The 19490-nt window shown below is 40.9% G+C and carries 19 protein-coding genes; all 19 read left to right on the top strand.

Going from position 1 to position 19490, the window contains the following annotated elements; all coding sequences use genetic code 11:
- The first annotated feature begins 178 nt into the window (after nucleotides 1-178).
- The 19 genes from AO382_RS09535 to AO382_RS09450 all read left to right on the top strand — a co-directional run bounded on the left by AO382_RS09535 (nucleotide 179) and on the right by AO382_RS09450 (nucleotide 19452).
- Nucleotides 179-2179 (top strand): site-specific DNA-methyltransferase, encoded by a 2001-nt coding sequence (locus AO382_RS09535; protein ID WP_064620609.1) that lies wholly within the window; start codon nucleotides 179-181, stop codon nucleotides 2177-2179.
- A 1-nt stretch (nucleotide 2180) separates the two neighbouring features.
- A complete protein-coding gene (locus AO382_RS09530; protein WP_064620606.1) occupies nucleotides 2181-5090 on the top strand; it encodes a type III restriction-modification system endonuclease in 2910 nt (969 codons plus the stop codon).
- Nucleotides 5091-5282: 192 nt separating this feature from the next.
- Nucleotides 5283-6212 carry a cysteine synthase A gene (gene cysK / locus AO382_RS09525; protein WP_064620603.1) on the top strand — a complete coding sequence of 310 codons (930 nt, stop codon included), beginning with the start codon at nucleotides 5283-5285 and terminating at the stop codon, nucleotides 6210-6212.
- Nucleotides 6213-6282: 70 nt separating this feature from the next.
- A complete protein-coding gene (gene mazG, locus AO382_RS09520; RefSeq protein WP_064620596.1) occupies nucleotides 6283-7122 on the top strand; it encodes a nucleoside triphosphate pyrophosphohydrolase in 840 nt (279 codons plus the stop codon).
- Entirely contained in the window at nucleotides 7112-7450 is a 339-nt protein-coding gene (locus AO382_RS09515; RefSeq protein WP_064602727.1) for a ComEA family DNA-binding protein, read from the top strand. The genes mazG and AO382_RS09515 overlap by 11 nt, the downstream gene beginning before the upstream one ends.
- Before the next feature lie 202 nt (nucleotides 7451-7652).
- A complete protein-coding gene (gene pcnB / locus AO382_RS09510) occupies nucleotides 7653-9464 on the top strand; it encodes a polynucleotide adenylyltransferase PcnB (protein ID WP_064620593.1) in 1812 nt (603 codons plus the stop codon).
- Nucleotides 9461-9955 (top strand): 2-amino-4-hydroxy-6-hydroxymethyldihydropteridine diphosphokinase, encoded by a 495-nt coding sequence (gene folK / locus AO382_RS09505; protein WP_064620590.1) that lies wholly within the window; start codon nucleotides 9461-9463, stop codon nucleotides 9953-9955. The genes pcnB and folK overlap by 4 nt, the downstream gene beginning before the upstream one ends.
- Nucleotides 9956-10029: 74 nt before the next feature.
- Nucleotides 10030-10164, top strand: coding sequence for a hypothetical protein (locus tag AO382_RS11340; RefSeq protein ID WP_258865262.1), 135 nt, complete (start codon nucleotides 10030-10032; stop codon nucleotides 10162-10164).
- A 6-nt stretch (nucleotides 10165-10170) separates the two neighbouring features.
- On the top strand, nucleotides 10171-11001 hold the full coding sequence (gene panB / locus AO382_RS09500; protein ID WP_064620587.1) for a 3-methyl-2-oxobutanoate hydroxymethyltransferase: 831 nt from the start codon (nucleotides 10171-10173) through the stop codon (nucleotides 10999-11001).
- Nucleotides 11002-11096: 95 nt separating this feature from the next.
- Nucleotides 11097-11957 carry a pantoate--beta-alanine ligase gene (panC, locus tag AO382_RS09495; RefSeq protein ID WP_064620584.1) on the top strand — a complete coding sequence of 287 codons (861 nt, stop codon included), beginning with the start codon at nucleotides 11097-11099 and terminating at the stop codon, nucleotides 11955-11957.
- A gap of 28 nt (nucleotides 11958-11985) precedes the next feature.
- Nucleotides 11986-12891 (top strand): RNase adapter RapZ, encoded by a 906-nt coding sequence (gene rapZ / locus AO382_RS09490; protein WP_064620581.1) that lies wholly within the window; start codon nucleotides 11986-11988, stop codon nucleotides 12889-12891.
- Nucleotides 12892-12907: 16 nt separating this feature from the next.
- Nucleotides 12908-13411: a ribosome biogenesis factor YjgA gene (gene yjgA, locus AO382_RS09485; protein WP_049235623.1), complete on the top strand. Its 504-nt coding sequence runs from the start codon at nucleotides 12908-12910 to the stop codon at nucleotides 13409-13411.
- A gap of 254 nt (nucleotides 13412-13665) precedes the next feature.
- The gene (locus AO382_RS09480; protein ID WP_064620578.1) at nucleotides 13666-14556 is read left to right on the top strand and encodes a JmjC domain-containing protein; all 891 of its coding nucleotides are present in this window, start codon (nucleotides 13666-13668) and stop codon (nucleotides 14554-14556) included.
- Nucleotides 14557-14583: 27 nt separating this feature from the next.
- Nucleotides 14584-14871 carry a hypothetical protein gene (locus AO382_RS09475; protein WP_064611606.1) on the top strand — a complete coding sequence of 96 codons (288 nt, stop codon included), beginning with the start codon at nucleotides 14584-14586 and terminating at the stop codon, nucleotides 14869-14871.
- Nucleotides 14872-15015: 144 nt separating this feature from the next.
- Nucleotides 15016-15279 carry a hypothetical protein gene (locus AO382_RS09470; protein ID WP_181878879.1) on the top strand — a complete coding sequence of 88 codons (264 nt, stop codon included), beginning with the start codon at nucleotides 15016-15018 and terminating at the stop codon, nucleotides 15277-15279.
- 27 nt (nucleotides 15280-15306) lie between these two features.
- Complete coding sequence (locus AO382_RS09465; RefSeq protein ID WP_064620573.1) at nucleotides 15307-15621, top strand: hypothetical protein; 315 nt, start codon at nucleotides 15307-15309, stop codon at nucleotides 15619-15621.
- 314 nt (nucleotides 15622-15935) lie between these two features.
- Entirely contained in the window at nucleotides 15936-16238 is a 303-nt protein-coding gene (locus tag AO382_RS09460; RefSeq protein WP_064620571.1) for a hypothetical protein, read from the top strand.
- A gap of 1239 nt (nucleotides 16239-17477) precedes the next feature.
- Complete coding sequence (locus AO382_RS09455) at nucleotides 17478-17783, top strand: hypothetical protein (RefSeq protein WP_064620568.1); 306 nt, start codon at nucleotides 17478-17480, stop codon at nucleotides 17781-17783.
- A gap of 583 nt (nucleotides 17784-18366) precedes the next feature.
- Nucleotides 18367-19452, top strand: coding sequence for an RNA-guided endonuclease InsQ/TnpB family protein (locus AO382_RS09450; protein WP_064620565.1), 1086 nt, complete (start codon nucleotides 18367-18369; stop codon nucleotides 19450-19452).
- Nucleotides 19453-19490 lie beyond the last annotated feature (38 nt).

Below are 19490 nucleotides of genomic sequence, written 5' to 3'. Positions count from 1 at the left end.
TCAAAGATAAAAACTGCTAGAATAGAAAATTTATGCAATGGCTTGACATCCAAATTTAAGGAAAATACCATGATTCGCAACGCAACGCAACGCAACGCAACGCAACGCAACGCAACGCAACGCAACGCAACGCAACGGCTAATTTTACGCTAATTAATACGGATATGGGGGTGGTACTATGACACTCCTGACCGAGCATTTATTTGCCGATACTGGCGAAAACTCATCGATCGCTCTACTCAAACAGCACTTTCCCCAGTGCTCTGACAAAGACGGCTTGTTTTTGCCTGATAAACTGGCAGAACAGCTACAAACAGCCAATGTGCCTGTCAGTCGTGAATATTATACGATGAATTGGCTGGGTAAATCCTACGCACGCTACCTGTGCGACTGTCCGCCCATCACATTGCTCGGTGAAGACTCCGCTCACAATACGCAATCTCAAAACCAACATAGCCAAAACCTACTCATTAAAGGCGATAATTTAGAAGTCTTAAAGCACCTAAAAAACGCCTATGCCAATCAAGTCAAAATGATATACATCGACCCGCCTTATAATACAGGCTCGGACGGCTTTGTGTATCAAGACGACCGTAAATTCACCCCTGATGAGCTTGCCAAACTTGCCGATATGAGCACGGATGAAGCCCGTCGGGTGCTAGACTTTACCGCCAAAAAATCCAATTCCCACAGTGCGTGGCTGACCTTTATGTATCCACGCCTGTATATCGCCCGTGAGCTACTCAAAGAAGACGGTGTGATTTTTATCAGCATTGATGATAATGAACAAGCACAGCTGAAACTCTTATGTGATGAAGTGTTTGGGGAGGAGAATTTTGTTGGTTGTATTATTATTGACGGCACACCTAAAAATGACCCCTATATTGTCTCAACATCGCATGAATATGTTTTGGCATACGCCAAAATTTTTGATAAAGCAAAGAGTTGGGAATATGGAATTACTAACCCTTTGTATGAGAAAATTATAGAAATACACAAACAAAATGCTGGCAATTATCAAAAAATAGAAGCTGAACTAAAAAACTTTTATCAGAAGAATAAGCTGATGAAAGATAATCTCTCAAATTATAAATTTGCTGACAACAAAGGTGTTTATAGAACTGGACCTATTGATGATCCACAAAATAGTGGTGCACAAGATTTACGCTTAAATCCTAAAACTGGCAGTTATTGCAAAACCCCAAATAGGGGGTGGAGTTGCACTCTAGATACTTGGAATGAGTGGCTTGAACAGGGATTAATTGAATTTCCTGATAATAATGATGTGTCGCCAAGCAAAAAAACTTATATAACTGAAGATAGATTAGATTTATTAAGATCTTATATAAAAATACAAACAAGAAAATCTACAACCCATTTAAAAGGCTTATTTGGCACGGAAATAACACCTTTTGCTAATCCTAAACCTTTAGATTTATTGAAAAATTTTATCGCAAATACCAATGATAAAAATGCAATTTATTTAGATTTTTTTGCAGGTTCTGGAAGTTTTGCAGAAGCTATTTTTAAGCAAAATATTGCAGACAATGGAGCAAGGAAATTTATTCTAGTACAAATTGATGAAATTATTGAAGTCAAAGGGACAGGAAAAGCTAGGAAAATTGCAGAAGCTGCTTTTAATTTTGTAAAAGTAGAAATGAAAAAAGCTATTCCAACTATTTTCGACATTACTAAAGCCCGTATTGAGAAAGCTGCCCAAAAAATCAAATCCGAAAACCCCGATTATCAAGGCGATTTGGGTTTTAAGATCTTTGAAACCATGCCTGATTTTCGTGCAACCGATGACGAGATTAGCCCACAGCTTGAATTCCCCGAAATGCTTCACGCTAATCTTGAGCCCAAACAATATGAAACTTTGCTGACCACTTGGTGCGTTTATGATGGCAATGCCCTGACCCAAAGTGTACAAAGCGTGGAATTAGGGGGTTATAGTGCCAATTTGTGCGGCACGACTTTGTATGTAGTTTACCCTGATTTTGACAGTGTGGCGATTAAAGCCTTGTTGGATAAATTAGATCATGATGCTGATTTTATCATTGAGCGGATTGTGTTGTTTGGAGAGATGGTTGAAAGCGCCAAGCAGCGTGAGTTAAAGCAGGCATTGGATACCTATAACAACAAAAAGAATGTACATTTGTCGCTATTGGTGAGGTATTAAGATGAAAACAGGGTTTCATTACGAAAAGCATTTACCTCACCAACAACAGGCGATAAGCTCAATATTAAGTGTTTTTCATCACGCCAATAAACAAGATAACGATAAGGGCGAAAATCCAACTTTGACATTGTCAGACAAGCAATACCAAGACAATATCCGCCAAATTCAGTCGCAAAATCAGATTGATAAAACGCCTGATTTTTCTAATATCTTAGATATTTCTATGGAAACAGGCACGGGTAAGACCTACACCTACACCCAAACGATGTACGAAATGCACCGTCAGCTTGGGGTATATAAATTTGTGATTGTGGTGCCGACTTTATCGATTAAGGCAGGCACAGAGCAGTTTTTAAAGTCAGATGCGCTCAAAAACCATTTTCGCCTAGACTTTGATAACGCCTATGGGCAAACCCAAATCGAGCTGTATGTCGTACAAAGCCAAAAAACCAAAAAAGGCAAACGAAATAACCCCATGCCGTCTGAAATCATACGCTTTGTGCAGGCGGATAATGCCCATAAAATCCATGTTTTACTCTTAAATATGGGCATGGTAAACAGCAAAACGATGAAAGGTGAGGATAGTGGCAATGATGACAGCGTGCTGCTGAAAGATAAGTTTAGCAAGCCTTTTGAAGCCATTGCGTCTACTCGCCCGATATTGATTATTGACGAGCCTCACCGCTTTGATGACAGTAATAAAACTTGGCAGAGCTTAATGAGTTTTTCGCCACAATACATCTTGCGATATGGGGCGACATTTAATGATAGATTTAAAAATCTGATTTATCATCTATCTGCCATTGATGCGTTTAATCAAGATTTGGTGAAAGGCGTTACTGCCCATATTCAGACCATTGATGGCGATAAACAGGGAAAAGTCAGCTTTATAGATAGCGATGGTACAACCGCTATTTTTGAATTTGATAAGCAGAAATTTCACCTTAACAAGGGCGAGAATTTGCATAAAATCCACGCCCACATTAGCGATTTATATTTGGATAATCTTAATAAAACTAAGGTTGTGCTAAGTAATGGTGTGGAATTAAAAAAAGGCGATTCTATCAATCCATTTTCTTATTCGGACAATGTGATGGACATGATGATGCGTCATGCCATACGCTCGCATTTTGACAATGAACGAACACTCTTAAATCGAGCGGATAAAATCAAGCCCTTAACGCTGTTTTTTATTGATGACATCAAAGGTTATCGTGATGGTGATAAGATAGCGGGTAGCTTAAAAAATCGTTTTGAACATATGCTAAAAGGCGAAGCTCAAAAGGCATTGGAAACAGCAGAAGCAGGAACGGCGTTTTATCACTCTTTGCAGACGGTGCTAAACGATGTATCGGCGACGCATGGTGGCTATTTTTCTAAAGATAACAGCACGGACGATGAAAAAATCGCCCAAGAAGTAAGCGAAATTTTGCACGATAAGGAAAGTTTGCTTTCGCTGAATAATCCACGCCGTTTTATTTTCTCCAAATGGACCTTGCGTGAAGGGTGGGATAACCCCAATGTGTTTGGCATTTGTAAATTGCGTTCTAGTGGCTCTGAAACCAGTAAGCTGCAAGAAGTGGGGCGTGGACTGCGTTTGCCTGTCAATGAATATATGAGCCGTGTCAAAGATGGTGATTTTAAGCTGAATTATTTTGTGGACAGCTCTGAAAGCGATTTTGTCGCTAAGTTAAAAGCAGAAATCAACCAATCAAGCGAGCATGAAGTGGGTTATGAGACATTCAACGATGAAGTTTTTGACAAAATCAAATCCGCCTACCCTGATGTTAAAAAACGCCTGTTGATGAATGAGTTGTATGAGCTTGGAGCGATTGATGATGACGATAATTTTACAAGCGATGGTTTTGAGCGATTAAAACGCCAATTCCCCAAAGCCTTTACGGTGGCGACGCTTAAAAACGGCAAAATCAGCGACAATAAAGATCAATCTAAAACCAAAGCCGCCGTGCGTGTCGGTAAATACGATGAATTAAAAACCTTATGGGAAGCCATTAATCAAAAAGCAGTTTTGCAGTATCAGATGGATGAAGATGATACCTTGGTATTATTTAAGGCTTTTTTACAGGATAATCAACAGCGTTTTACCGCCACAGGCATCAGTATTCAAACGCAAAAGATGATTAAAACGGCGGACAATCGGATAGATTTTCAAACCCAAACCAGTCTAGAAAATGAGCTGTTTGAGCCGATTGTTACGATGGGCTATCGAGAGTTTTTGACCAAGCTTGCCCAAAAAGCCTACATAAAAATCAGCACTTTGCATCAAGCCTTTTTTGAGCTAAAAGATACGCTTGATATTCGAAACTTTATGAATGATGACACGATAAGATTTATGTTATCTGGCTTTAACGATTATTTGCTGGCACATTCGTTAAGCAAGTTTGAAGTCGGTTATCAAAAAATCAGCAGTCAAGTTCACCCAACTAAGCTCACCGATAAACAAGGCAAGGCGTTATCAGAAATCGACATCAGTCAAGATTGGGGCATGCTCAGCGAAAGCGAAACACCGCTTGATAGCTTTTTGTTTGATAAAGTGTTTTTTGATAGCGAAATTGAACATCAAAATGTCACAGACGACGAGATTAAAGAAGTGGTGGTATTCACCAAAATCCCCAAAAAAGCCATTAAAATCCCTGTGGCAGGCGGTGGAACTTATTCGCCTGATTTTGCCTATATCGTCAAGACCAGTGGGGGTGAGCGTTTGAATTTGGTGGTGGAAAGTAAAGGCGTGGCAGGCGAGAGTCATTTGCGCCAAACTGAACAGCAAAAAATCAGGCACGCCGAGCGATGGTTCAAAACATTGAATCAGTGTCAGGGTATTGAGGTGAAATTTGTCACACAATTTGAAAGTGAAAGCATTAAAAAAATCGTAGAGCAGGCACTGTATTAGAGCGGTTAATTTTGATTGACAATGATGGGGATGAATGGCTAAAATTCCAAAACAGCATAAGCACCCTTTGATTTTGATTAACAATTATGTATACTGGCTGTGTATAATATCACTCATATTTCTATATACATACATCAGCCAACAGTTAAAAGGCGGCTGACTTTATATCAAAATCAATACGAGGAATGTCCTATGGCTATCGTCAACAGTATTACTGATTTGATTGGGAATACCCCACTTGTCGAACTCAATCGTCTCACCGAAGGCTTATCTGCTCGTGTGGTGGTCAAGCTTGAGTATGCCAATCCAGCCAGTTCGGTCAAAGATCGCATTGCCCTTGCGATGATTGACGATGCCGAAAAATCAGGGCTTTTGACCAAAGATACCACCATCGTTGAGGCGACCAGTGGCAACACAGGCATTGGGCTTGCCATGGTGGCAGCGGCACGAGGTTACCGCTTGGTGATTACCATGCCTGAAAGCATGAGCCTTGAGCGTCGGGCATTGCTTCGTGCGTATGGTGCCAAGCTTGTGCTGACGCCAGCGGCTGAGGGCATGGGTGGGGCGATTGCCAAAGCCAATGAGCTTGCTGCCCAAGACGGCTATTTTATGCCACGCCAATTTGATAATTTAGCCAATCCACAAATCCACCGTGATACCACCGCCGAAGAGATTTGGGCGGATACAGATGGTCAAGTGGATATTTTTGTCTCAGGCGTGGGTACAGGCGGTACAGTGACAGGTGTCGGTGAGGCACTCAAAGCCAAAAAAGAAGGCGTTCAAATTGTTGCAGTTGAGCCACTGGCTTCACCTGTCTTATCAGGCGGTGAAAAAGGCCCGCACCCAATCCAAGGCATTGGTGCAGGATTTATCCCATCAGTACTCAATACAGATATCTATGATGAGGTCATCAAAGTCGCCAATGAAGATGCCTTTAGTGTGGCACGAGATATGGCAGCCAAAGAAGGCTTGCTTGTTGGTATCTCATCAGGTGCGGCAGTTTCGGCGGCACTTGAATTGGCAGCACGAGAAGAAAACGCAGGTAAGCTTATCGTCGTCATCATACCATCATCAGGTGAGCGTTATTTGTCAACGGCATTATTTGCTGATTTGGCACAATGAGTATCTTTTAAATTGACCAAAATCTCCTTGTTGTTATAATAACAATAAGGAGATTTTTATTGGAGAGCTTATGACGCCAACCGACAATTTTGATGATTTGCTTGCATTGATGGCACGCCTTCGCACCGATTGCCCTTGGGATGCCAAGCAAACCAACGCCAGTTTACAAAAATATGCCATCGAAGAGGTTTATGAGCTGATTGAAGCCATTCAGACCGACGATGGCTCGGCATTTGCTACCGAGCAGCTCAAAAGCGAGTTGGGCGATGTGCTATTGCAGGTGATTTTTCATACGCATTTATATCAAGAGGCGGGGCGTTTTGATATGTCGGCTGTGATTTTGGCATTACAAGATAAGCTGATCCGTCGCCATCCGCATGTTTTTGAGCAAGAAAATTTACAAACCGATGCTGATGTCAAACGCCGATGGGATGAGATTAAAGCCCAAGAAAAAGCACATTTGGCGGCTTTGGGTCAGCCCATACGCCTGTTATCTGATGTCAAGGCAGGTAGTGCACTCATGCAATCTCAGCATTTACAAGACAAAGCGGCAAGCGTTGGCTTTGACTGGTCAAATCTGCAAGGCGTACTTGATAAACTCAATGAAGAATTGGGCGAGCTTTATGAGTTATTGCCTTTGGGTGATTTTAATTATAAAACAGATAAGCTAAGCGGTAATCAAAAACAAAAATTATCTGATGAGCTGGGCGATGTGCTGTTTGTGTTGACCAATTTGGCACGCCATTTGGATATTGATAGCGAGATGGCACTTCAAGGCACTGTCGGCAAATTTCGTCGCCGTTTTGCATATGTTGAGCGGTCGCTGATGGAACGGGGTAAATCGTTTGAGAACAGTGATTTGACCGAAATGGATCGTTATTGGGAGATGGCAAAGGCAAATGAAACTTAACACTTTATCAGCCATCGCCTTATTATTTGGCGGTCTTTTGTATGCAGGCTTTGGATATGCCAACGAAGCCAAACAGTGCTATGCTGATGCAAATAGTGCCTATCAAGCACTGATAAGTACCCAAAAATCCAAACCTCTAAATATCAATACCGCAAGCCAAGCTGACTTTGTAAGCTTGGTGGGTGTGGGGCATAAGACCGCCCAAGCCATCGTGGATTATCGGCACGAGCATGGCAAATTTGACTCAGTTCAATCACTGATGAATGTCAAAGGTATTGGACCTGCCATTTTAAATAAGAACCGTCACCGCCTAAGTGTGGCAAATTAATCTTGAGCGATCACTACTCATTAATCAAGCATTCATAGATTTTTTAACCTAAATTATCAAAAATATCCAAAACTGTACTGATAACCTTCAAGCTTTAGTGAAAATATTGGTTTTTTATTCGCTTTTTTGTTAGATAAGCGTTAAAATAAAAGGTTTAATTATGATGAGTTTTGGGCAATGTCCCAGTAATCAAGGAGCAGGCATGGGCAAAGTGCCTAAAAAGCCAAAACAAACCAAAAAGAGTATCCGTACCACACATTCAGCCAAATCGCTGCGACTACAAAGAGGCAGTTTGCCGCACAGTATTGTCGAGGTCATCGGCACACTACAAAAAGCAGGATTTGATGCTTATATTGTTGGCGGTGGTGTTAGAGACAGCTTACTTGGTTTGGCGCCTAAGGATTTTGATGCGGTGACCGATGCAAGACCGCATGAGATTAAAGCAATTTTTGGGGGTCGTTGCCGTATCATTGGGCGGCGTTTTCAGTTGGCGCATGTGTATTCAGGTCGTGAGATGATTGAGGTGGCGACTTTTCGTGCGCCGCCCAAAGACGATACACACACCACCGATGACGGTATGATCACCCGTGATAATGTTTGGGGCGACATTGAGCAAGATTTTGCACGCCGAGATTTTAGCATTAATGCGTTGTATTATCAGCCCATCAAAGCCGAGGTACTGGATTTTTGTGGTGCGCTCAAAGACATCAAAAGTCGTACGCTTCGCTTACTTGGCGATGCTAGAGTGCGCATCGAAGAAGACCCCGTGCGTCTGCTTCGTGCATTGCGCTTTAAGGCGAAGCTTGACTTTGATTTTGATGACTCGTTGGCTGAACAATTCAATCAAGAAAATTGGGCGTTGCTTGAGCAGGTTTCGGCGCATCGCTTGTATGACGAAACCCAAAAAATGTTCAGCGGCGGGTATTTGACGCCGCTGTTGCCGCTGCTCTTTGACTATGGCGCGATGCCAAGTTTGATGAATTATGCACCCAATGAGCCGACGCCTTTGATGATGGCGGTCGCCCAAAACACCGATCGGCGTATCGCAGCAGACAAAAGCGTCAATCCAGCATTTTTTTATGCAGCGATGCTTTGGGAAAATTATCTGTATCAATTGGCAAAATATAAAAAGCGCGGCTTGCCGTTTCATGAAGCGCAGATTAAGGCGGCCGAAAAAACCATCGACGCCCAGCGTATCAAAACCGCGATTCCTAAGTTTGCCGAACAATTCATTACAGATATTTGGCTACTTCAGCCTAAGCTTGTCAATCCAAGGGTGCGTGACATCGCCAATTTGGAGCGTTTGCCAAAGTTTCGTGCCGCATTTGATTTTTTGGTACTTAGAGAAGGTTATGATACCCATCTATTGTCTGAGCCGACCCAAAATATGGGCGTTTGGTGGCAGGCCTATCAGGACGCCAGTGCTGTTGATAAAGCGATGATGATTGAGGAATTTGGTACACAAGCAGGCACGCCAAAACGTCGCCGTGATCGTAATGCCAAAAAAGATGCCAAGACTCGTGAGCTTGAGCAGCTCAAAGAGTTGTCTTTGCGTGGTGACGATGAGCTAATCAAAACACGCCCTGAGCCCTTGTTTGTGGTGGCAGGTGCAGAAGATTTAACCAAAAAACCCAAAGCACGAGCCAAATTGCCAAAGCCTAGCATGCCTACGCCTGTCTTTGAGCCGGTGAATTTTACTGAGGCAGATTTTGAAAAACTGCTTGCCAATGATGAGCCGTATATTCCAGCATCTCGCCACCGTAAGCGTAAACCATCGTCGACTTTGTCCATCAAAGAGCGTGAGCAGGGTGTGAGTGAAGACCAGGCAGCCCCTCAAGCACCAAAGCCTGCACGGCGCCGTACACGGAAGACTAAGGCGGTTGTTACTGAGAATACGCCCGCCGATCATGCTGACAAATCAGCTTCAAAAACGGATGCAGGCAGCAGCGAGACCAAGCCGAAGCGGACGCGCAGCCGCAAATCCAATGCCAAACCAAAGGAAGATAGCATATGATTGACTGCTATATTGGACTTGGGGCTAATATCAGCAATCCACTGGGCACGCCCATTGAGCATATTGAGCGGGCGGTGGCAGCCTTCAAAGCTTCATCGGCATTTTATGAAGTGCGCACCTCGTCGCTGTATCGCTCAGCGGCTTTTGGTGTAACCGATCAGCCAGATTTTTATAATGCGGTGCTGTCAGCCAAAACCACACTGTCGCCCATTGCTTTACTTGATTTTTGTCAGTCTTTGGAAAACGATGCTGGTCGCATCCGCAAGCGTCATTGGGGTGAGCGATCTTTGGATGTGGATGTGCTGCTGTATGGCGATGAAATTATCAATACCGATCGCCTGACCGTCCCGCATCCAGGCTTGTTTGAGCGAAACTTTGTGCTTGTGCCGCTATTGGAGCTTGAAGATGTTCATATCCAAGGTACACCAATCAGCCAAAGCCCTGTTGCGCATGACATGACAGGGCTTGAATTGTTGGATCGGTGGGCATGATAACGTCAAGCGATCGGATTTAAGCTTGTCGTTATGGGTAGAAAAATTGCTTAGTGCACCCATAAAGATTGGGCTTGACAACTTTTCATTGCTCATATCAGCTGCTGACGATTTGGCGACATATCACAGGTCTTATGAAGCGGTCAAAAGCCGCTGATAAATTTATTAACAAGCGTCATGTGATCATCAATGACGCACAATCACAGTGAAAACAGATGACTTATTTAGCCGACAAGCCAAAAGTACCCATTACTTTGTCCACTTTAAATAAATACAAGGCAACTGGTGAAAAATTCAGCTGCTTGACTTGTTATGATGCCAGTTTTGCTGCTTCGATGCAGGCGGCAGGGGTGGATAGTATTTTGGTGGGCGATAGCCTAGGTATGGTTGTTCAAGGTCAAGCCTCGACATTGCCAGTGACGGTGGCAGATATGGTATATCACACTGCGAATGTTGCGCGCACTAACACGCATGCGCTGATCATGACGGATTTGCCATTTATGAGCTATGCCACTTTGGATGATGCCATCGCCAGTGCCAAGGCGGTCATGCAAGCTGGCGCTCATATGGTGAAAATTGAAGGTGGTCGCAATCTGACTCAGATTGTCTCAACACTTGCGGATAATGGCGTTCCCGCTTGTGTGCACTTGGGCTTAACGCCCCAATCGGTGAATGTCTTTGGTGGCTATAAAGTTCAGGGTAAAACCGACGAAGCCGCCAATCGGCTGATCGAAGACTGCCATGCTGTGACTGCGGCAGGGGCGGCGGTACTTTTGCTTGAATGCGTGCCAGCTGAGCTTGCCAAAACCATCACACAAAGCGTCGATGTGCCTGTCATCGGTATCGGCGCAGGCGTGGATACCGATGGTCAAGTGTTGGTCATGCATGACATACTGGGCGTTTATACCCGAAAACCTGCCAAATTTGTCAAGGATTTTTTGACAGACCCTAAAAATGCCAGCCGAAGCATTCAAGGGGCATTTGAATTATACCACGAAGAAGTCAAGCAAAAAGCATTTCCAACGCCTGCACACAGTTTTTTATAACGAGTTTGTCGGCGTTAAGACTGCTATTTCATTTACCAACTAAATAACCAAAGCCTTTTAGTGGCATATTTGCATCAATCATACCAAGGTTTGCCATGAACATTTTTCATAACATCTTACAATTGCGCACGGCGCTTGATGAATATCGCAAAAACGATCAAAAAATTGCCTTGGTGCCCACCATGGGCAATTTACATGATGGGCACTTATCGCTTGTTAATATTGCTAAGCAGCACGCCGACATTGTGGTTGTGAGTATTTTTGTCAATCCGACCCAATTTGGGGTAGGCGAGGACTTCGACAGTTACCCACGCACGCTTGAGGCAGATGTGGATAAATTATCAGGCGCTGCTGATTTGGTATTTGCGCCGAGTGTCGAGGAGATGTATCCCGCTTATCCGCCCAATGTGCAGGTGCTCTCAGGCGAGATCACCAAGATGCTGTGCGGTCAGACACGCCCTACGCATTTTGACGGTGTGGGCTTGGTGGTGAGTAAGCTGTTTAATATCGTCAAGCCGCAGATTGCCGTGTTTGGTAAAAAAGACTATCAGCAGCTTGCCATCATCAGACAGCTGAATGATGAGCTAAACTTTGGCGTAGAAATTATCGGTGCACCAATTGTGCGAGCGCAAGATGGATTGGCGTTGTCATCACGCAATCAGTACCTAACCGATAGCGAGCGTGCCACAGCGCCTGTGCTGCAGCAGACTCTGCAAGCTGTTGCTAAGACGCTTCAGACCGCTGATTTGATGGATTATGATGCGCTGATTGATGTTGCCAAATCTAAGCTTACCCAAGCCGGTTTTGTGGTGGATTATTTAGAAATCTATAATCAAAAACTACAAAAAGTCAGCTGTGGTGATCAGGCACTGGTTTTATTGGCGGCGGCGTGGCTTGGTAAAGCGCGGCTTTTGGATAATTTGGAAGTCGTTTTAAATAACCCAGTTTCGGTCTGAACACTCAGTTTGGCGGATAGGTGATCTCATGCAACCACAGATACCCAGCTGTATTATCATTGTCTCAGGGCGTTCAGGCTCGGGTAAGACCTCGATCCTAAATGTGCTTGAAGATTTTGGTTATTATGTCATTGATAACCTGCCTTTATCGCTGCTTGCCGATGCGGTAGATTGTCTGACCGCCGAAAACAGCGTCGCCAAGATTGCGCTTGGCGTCGATGCACGTGTACCAGCAGCGGATTTATCTGACTTTCCTGATGTGTATGAACGCTTAGTACAAACATACGGCGAGCAGGTCGTCAAAGTGCTGTATGCCATCGCCTCAGAGGAGGTGCTCGTGGCGCGCTTTGGGGCGACACGCCGCGTACATCCGTTGATCACGATGGGCGTGGTGGGTAATTTGCCCAAAGCCATTCATAGCGAAATTGCGCTGCTTGAACCCATTGCAAGGCTTGCTGATATCAAGCTAGACACCAGTCTGCTCAATACACATGAGCTCAAAGAGCGGGTGCGTGATTATCTGGGCTTAGAGGTGGAGCTGACCATCACTTTATTGTCATTTGGCTTTAAATACGGCACCCCCAAAGATTCTGATTATGTGTTTGATGTGCGTATTTTGCCCAATCCACATTGGCACCCCAATCTTCGTGAGCAGTCGGGCGAAGATAAGGAAGTTCGGGCATTTTTTGCCAAATATCCAGAAGTGGACGAGATGGCAACGGACATTGCCAATTTTTTACAAAAATGGCTACTCCATTTCATCCACAATAACCGCCACAGCGTCACCATCGCCATCGGCTGTACAGGCGGTAAGCATCGCTCGGTTTATATCGTCAGAGCGGTAGAATCAAAGCTTAAAAACAGTTTACCAAAATCGCTCAAAGTCACTGCCAAGCATCGCGAAAGACGATTTTGGATTGAAGATAGCGTTTAATAGTTAAGAGAATATCATGATTGATTGGTCAAAAATGGACATGCGAGTTTCTCGTACCGAAATCAAAAAATCCCACGAGCGCTTGCAGGCTTTGGCGGTGCCACTTGCCAATTTATCCAAAAAGCAACAAAAATCTTTGCCAGTCAGCGAGTATTTTTTGGACGAGCTGTCTCAATTGGCGAGTATCAGCTCCGGCGGCGCCAAAAATCGCCAAATCAAGCGCGTGGGCAAATTGATCGTCGAAGAAGATCGCCATGCGCTGACGCAGGCTTTGTTTGAGTGTCAATTTACGCCCGAACAAATTGCCAAAATTGAAACGTGGTACGCCCGCCTAAAGCTGTCTGATGAAAGTACCATTAAGCAGTTTGTGAAGCAATTTAACGCCAGCGAATTTAACAGCATCTATCAGCTGCTGCTTTGGATTGAATATGCCAAGCACTTACAAGACGATGAGCTTTTGGCTGAAAGCTTGGCAGATTTTGAAAGCTATGTCAAAGAAGTCGCGATTTTATCAACGTGATATATTCAGTGTCGCTTTGATCATAAATTAAGATTAATTAAAATTTAGCCATGTTTTTATTCAATTTGGCTGTGAATGCGCCGAATATGTTAAATAAAGATTGATCGAATGGCGTTTAATTTTTAACCAGTCGCAGTCTAGATGCATGCTGTCATCACTGGACATGCCAGGCATGAGTTTTTCACTTTAAATGGCGCCAATAACGGTGACTGTCACTGGAGTTTGCCTTTATTAAATCTGCCATTTATCATCATATGAAGCATGGCGCAACCATTGTTTATAATCGCATTAACAATGAACCTTTTGTAGACGGTTTGGCAAAACAAATTTCCCATTTTGTACAAGCACCAACCGTTGTAAGTGGCTACTTGGTGTTTGGTAGTGATGCTTCTTTTAAAAGCCATTGGGATACTCGCGATGTGTTTGCAGTGCAACTGATGGGCAAAAAACACTGGGCGTTATACAAACCCAATTTTGAAAGCCCGTTATATATGCAACAGTCCAAAGATGTGGATGTACCAGAGCCAACCATACCTGATATGGAGATTGTATTGGAAGCTGGTGATGTGCTATATATCCCACGTGGGTGGTGGCACAATCCTGTTCCAATGGGTTGTGAGACATTCCATTTGGCGATAGAAACATTTGCCCCAACAGGCTATGACTATATGCAGTGGCTAGTCAAGCAAACACCAAACATCCTACCCTTAAGATACAATTTGTCTGACTGGGAAAGTGATAAAGATAATATTATACAAGCTTGCAATGAATTGTCTGCCATCATGACAGACCCTGTGGTTTATGATAAATTCATGCAAGAACATATGGCGAACTATCGCAGCGACAGTGCTTTTAATATGCAGTTGTTTGGTAATGCCGATGCCGATGCAGATGACATTCCTGATGATGCATTGATTGTATCTAACATTGTAGATGGCAGAACACTTGAAAAAGGCTATGTCATTGCCAATGGCTTAAAGATTAATATCAATGACGATAGTCAATATTTACTTAAGAAAATTATACAATATGAGCCAATTAGTTTGTGCAATCTTTTGCAGGTAACCGATGGCAGCATATCCAATGATGTTAGGTTGGTAATAGCCAAAATGGCACAATTGGATATTATTGAGTTAATACTTTAATTTATTACTGTCAATAGGAGTAACTTTATGTTTGAATTAAGCATTGAACAAATTAAGATGGTCTCTGGTGGTGCAACAGATCAGTCTGGGAATAATTATGGGGATAGTTCTAACGATAAAAACGATAAAAATGACCCTTGTAGTTGGAAAAATTTTGGAAAAAGTGTAGTAGGTGGAGCGATTACTGGTGCGATAGGAGGGGCTGCATCTGAAGCAATAGCTGCAGGAGTTGGAGCATCATTAGGAGCGGGCGTTGGCGCAGTTGGCGGATCAATCGGTGGTGGAGCTTACCATCTTGCAACTTGTTGGTGGTAATATGACTAAAGCAAAAGATAGTTTATTAAGATTTATTCATATGTTTTTAATGTGGATAGGTGTTAATTTTATCATTTTTCAATCTTTGAGCTATTGGAAAACACTATTTGGTGCATTTATATTCTCTGTGATTTATACTGCTATTTGGCAATTAATATTCGCAAAAAAACAACATTGATTGTATCTAACATTGTAGATGGTAGAACACTTGAAAAAGGCTATGTCATTGCCAATGGCTTAAAGATCAATATCAATGACGATAGTCAATATTTACTTAAGAAAATTATGCAATATGAGCCAATTAGTTTGTGCAATCTTTTGCAGGTAACCGATAACAGTATATCCAATGATGTTAGGTTGGCAATAGCCAAAATGGCACAATTGGATATTATTGAGTTAATACTTTAATTTATTACTGTCAATAGGAGTAACTTTATGTTTGAATTAAGTATTGAACAAATCAAGATGGTCTCTGGTGGTGCAACAGATCAGTCTGGGAATAATTATGGGGATAGTGGTAGCAATAAAACAAATAGCAACTTTTCTTGGGGTCAGGGTATAGGAGGGGCAGTTGGAACTATTGCTGGAGCTTATACTGGACCAGCTGCACCTTGGGCGTCTCCAGCTTTGGGTTTGGCAGGGTCTTATGTGGGGCATAAAATAGTAAATATTGACTATCATCAGTTAGGTGAAAATTATAAAAATTCTGTAGATAGGCAGTTGCAAAATGGGCTATTTCATAATGACTAATCATTTAATATTTTGGTATAAAAAACCATAGCTGTGGTCATAATTTTTTAATTCAGGAAATGCTATGAATTTCAGAAATTATTCTTTTAAAAATATTTTTATATCAGCTATTATTTCTTGTATTTGTATGTATGTGATTTATTGTATATTTTTGCAAAATATAAGCATACCTATATTCATTAATTTTTTTGCACAGTATTTATTGTTTTGCATCTTGATTTTATCTTTAAATAAAATTAGTTATTTTAAAAAATAAAGTAAATTAATATTATTAATTTAATACTTAATTTACCTTTGTTAATAGGAGTAACTTTATGTTTGAATTAAGCATTGAACAAATCAAGATGGTATCTGGTGGTGCGGCAGACCAGTCTGGGAATAATTATGGGGATAGCGGTAATCAGTCTTTGGGATTACCAAAAACAGATTTATCAAAACCGCCTGGTTGGGGCGCTCTAATAGGAGGTATTGCTGGACAAAGGCTTGCTGGAAAAAAAGGTATGGAATTTGGTACAGTTATTGGACATTCTGTAGAAAATTTTGACCGGGAATGGTATCGTAAATATAGAAAAATTGCTGAATCTTACGAATTAAAGTATTCTGGAGGACTGCCTTAAATGAAAAAATTATTAAAAAATATTGTTGGTGATTGCGGATGGGTTTCATTCACAGTAGGCTTCTTGATATATATGTTTATTAAATATTTATTTGATTTATCAAATGCAAGTTCATGGTTATTGTTTATATTTATAATGATTATTTTTTCTAATATATCAAAAAAAATGATTAAGACTAAATTGCAATCTCGCTAATTTTTTTAGAATATTTTAAATTAAGCATAAATCAAGAAATTAAAATCGGCAGCTATCACGCGGATTAATATTATAGACAAAAAGATGACAATTATTACTTTAGAAATGTCAGATTTAAATTCTTTTATTTTATCTGTATTGATAACAGAATATGGTAATGGTTGTGGCTCCGCGATAGCAAAACCCGAAATTTTAAGTTATTGATTTTATTTAAACTTATCAAAAAATTGTTGGGTATCATTCTTCCGCCCAACTTACAAAAATTCATTTTTTGATAAAAAACCAATGAGTTAAATAAAGTTGAGAATGAGATATATCATACTAAACATAAGGTGATTGTTTAATAGACTCAAGTCATTAATTAATAATAGTGAGAATTTGATATGATACTTTTTTTGCGTATCATCGTTATTTTATGCTTACTTGGTGTATACAACTTAGTATATAATAAATATTATGATTTTCTAAGTAACTACGCAATGATTGCTATTATGGTATTGCCTATTGCCATATTTTTTACCCTAACCTTACTTGATAAAATATACGCTAGTATCAAAAAATCCACTAAGTGATATTTTGAAATTGTATTTGTAACAATCCAAAGTATTATTCTTTATAATAGTGCGAGGATTATAAAATACACGATAAAGTGATGACTGTATTTAGAATCTTAACCATTCTATTATTTTGTGTATTATCAAAAGTAGTTTATCAAAATTACAATGACAGAATTCCTGATAATGCTATTTTAGGGATGGTTGCATACATGCTTGTATTATGTCTTATTATAGCACTCTCTAATTTTTGGATTGGCAAGGTTTATGATGAATTTACTCATAAATCATAATACCTATCATGTCTAGTCTATTCCGCCCAAAAAATAGATTGGGCAGGTAAGGTTGTGATAGTAACGCCGATTAGCTTAGCATATCCATATTTATTAATTTTTTTGCACAGTATTTAAAACAATAAAAGAACTCAATATTATTAATTGATATTATTGAGTTAATACTTTAATTTATTACCGTCAATAGGAGTAACTTTATGTTTGAATTAAGCATTGAACAAATCAAGATGGTATCTGGTGGTGCGGCAGACCAGTCTGGGAATAATTATGGGGATAGTTCAAAAAGCACCACCCCATCATATCCAGTTGCCACTACAGCTCTTACTACATTAGGTGGTTTGGTTGGTGGTCGTGTATGTGGCGAAGGATGTATGATTGTTGGTAGTACAGCTGGAGGTTACCTAGGGCACAGAATTGATAATATGGATTGGAATGAGCTGGGTGAAAATTATAAAAATAATATTGATCAGCAAATCAAACGTGGCATCATTCCTCCAGGCTGATTGTTATCTAACAAATAAAAAAGTGGTAAATTAATGAATCAAGAAATTTTTCATGCATTATTTTTCTCTGTGGTATGTTTAATTATGGGTTTTATTCTTATGCATTTACAGATATCAATATATGCTTATTTGATTATTGTGGGTATTTTTTCATATTTTAGTAAACGTATATCCAATTTTATATTTAATTTTTTTAACAAAAAATATAGAAACTAGGGATTATCATCAAATAGGTGAAGACTACAAGAAGGATTTTTTACACTCCATCGTTATTTTATGCTTATTTAGTATATACAACTTAGTATATAATAAATATTATGATTTTCTAAGTAACTACGCAATGATTGCTATTATGGTATTGCCTATTGCCTATTGCCATATTTTTTACCCTAACCTTACTTGATAAAATATACGCTAGTATCAAAAAATCCACTAAGTGATATTTTGAAATTGTATTTGTAACAATCCAAAGTATTATTCTTTATCCATCACCGCCGTAAACCTGCGACTTTAGGCGGTGGAATTATGCCCTATATCATTTGACTAAACTTTAAAATATAAAAATCCAATGATGCCCAAACCCATGAAAACACTCAAGCTACGCATCAAAGATAAGCACGCCACACAGCTTAACCGCCTAAGCGGTTCGGTCAATTTCGTGTGGAACTATGTCAATGACTTGGGTTACAAGTACCTACAAAAAACTGGTAAATTCTTTAGTGCTTACGACCTAAACGAATATACCAAAGGTAGCGGTGAGTTATTGGGGTTGCACTCGCAAACCATCCAAGCCATCAATGAAACCCACGCCAAAAGCCGAAAGCAATTTAAAAAAGCAAAATTAAACTGGCGAACCAACCGACCCAATGCCAAACACAAGAGCCTAGGCTGGATACCCTTTAAAAAAGCTGCAATCAAACATATTGCCACCCACCAAACTGGTAAAAAGGGCTTAAAATCCACCTTGCAACTATCCCTAGCCAAAGGACAAAAACTAATCCTTGACCTATGGGATAGCTACAACCTATCACTATATCAAATCAACACCTGCCAAATCGTCCAAGATAGCCGTAACCGCTGGTATGCGTGTATCACCGTCAAAGACTATCCTAAAACACAATGTGGAGCAGGTAGTGTTGGCATTGCCTTAGGTTTAAAAGACAGTGGTTTAAAAGACAGTGCCACCACCTCAAACGGTGATAAACTACAAATCAAACAAACACTCAAATACGCCAAAGACTTAGCCATTGCCCAAAGAGCCAAAAACAAACAACGTGTCAAAGCAATTCATGCCAAAATTAAAAACACAAGGTTAGACTTAATCCATAAATTCACCACAGGACTGATCAAGCAAAATGCACTGATTGTTGTTGGTGATGTTAAATCCAATCAATTTAACAGCAAAAAAGGCAAACTGGCTAAAAGCGTCTATGATGCTGGTTGGTTTGAATTAAAGCGACAACTGGACTATAAATGCAAGTATGCAGGTTGCCGTTTAGAAATCGTAAATGAACGATACACTACCCAAACTTGCTCATGTTGCCGTCAAATTGACAACAGCAGTCCGAAAGGTAGAGCAGGTTTGGCAATAAGAGAATGGACTTGTGCAAAGTGTAGTACATGGCATGATAGAGATATTAATGCCGCTAAGAACATTCTTGCGGCCTAGCTTGACCGTCTGGGAGCAGGAATCCCCGAACGATAGGG

The sequence above is a fragment of the Moraxella catarrhalis genome (assembly GCF_001656295.1).
GTDB lineage: Bacteria > Pseudomonadota > Gammaproteobacteria > Pseudomonadales > Moraxellaceae > Moraxella > Moraxella veridica.
The sequence above is the reverse complement of the archived record's forward strand: the minus strand, read 5'-3'. Positions and strand labels throughout refer to the sequence as shown.

Coding starts and splice junctions, on each gene's coding strand:
- rapZ (WP_064620581.1), top strand. CDS start 11,986: ATGCAACCACAGATACCCAGCTGTATTATCATTGTCTCAGGGCGTTCA.
- mazG (WP_064620596.1), top strand. CDS start 6,283: ATGACGCCAACCGACAATTTTGATGATTTGCTTGCATTGATGGCACGC.
- AO382_RS09475 (WP_064611606.1), top strand. CDS start 14,584: ATGTTTGAATTAAGCATTGAACAAATTAAGATGGTCTCTGGTGGTGCA.
- AO382_RS09480 (WP_064620578.1), top strand. CDS start 13,666: ATGAAGCATGGCGCAACCATTGTTTATAATCGCATTAACAATGAACCT.
- folK (WP_064620590.1), top strand. CDS start 9,461: ATGATTGACTGCTATATTGGACTTGGGGCTAATATCAGCAATCCACTG.
- AO382_RS09535 (WP_064620609.1), top strand. CDS start 179: ATGACACTCCTGACCGAGCATTTATTTGCCGATACTGGCGAAAACTCA.
- yjgA (WP_049235623.1), top strand. CDS start 12,908: ATGATTGATTGGTCAAAAATGGACATGCGAGTTTCTCGTACCGAAATC.
- panB (WP_064620587.1), top strand. CDS start 10,171: ATGACTTATTTAGCCGACAAGCCAAAAGTACCCATTACTTTGTCCACT.
- AO382_RS09460 (WP_064620571.1), top strand. CDS start 15,936: ATGTTTGAATTAAGCATTGAACAAATCAAGATGGTATCTGGTGGTGCG.
- AO382_RS09530 (WP_064620606.1), top strand. CDS start 2,181: ATGAAAACAGGGTTTCATTACGAAAAGCATTTACCTCACCAACAACAG.
- AO382_RS09455 (WP_064620568.1), top strand. CDS start 17,478: ATGTTTGAATTAAGCATTGAACAAATCAAGATGGTATCTGGTGGTGCG.
- cysK (WP_064620603.1), top strand. CDS start 5,283: ATGGCTATCGTCAACAGTATTACTGATTTGATTGGGAATACCCCACTT.
- AO382_RS09450 (WP_064620565.1), top strand. CDS start 18,367: ATGAAAACACTCAAGCTACGCATCAAAGATAAGCACGCCACACAGCTT.
- AO382_RS09515 (WP_064602727.1), top strand. CDS start 7,112: ATGAAACTTAACACTTTATCAGCCATCGCCTTATTATTTGGCGGTCTT.
- pcnB (WP_064620593.1), top strand. CDS start 7,653: ATGGGCAAAGTGCCTAAAAAGCCAAAACAAACCAAAAAGAGTATCCGT.
- AO382_RS09465 (WP_064620573.1), top strand. CDS start 15,307: ATGTTTGAATTAAGTATTGAACAAATCAAGATGGTCTCTGGTGGTGCA.
- panC (WP_064620584.1), top strand. CDS start 11,097: ATGAACATTTTTCATAACATCTTACAATTGCGCACGGCGCTTGATGAA.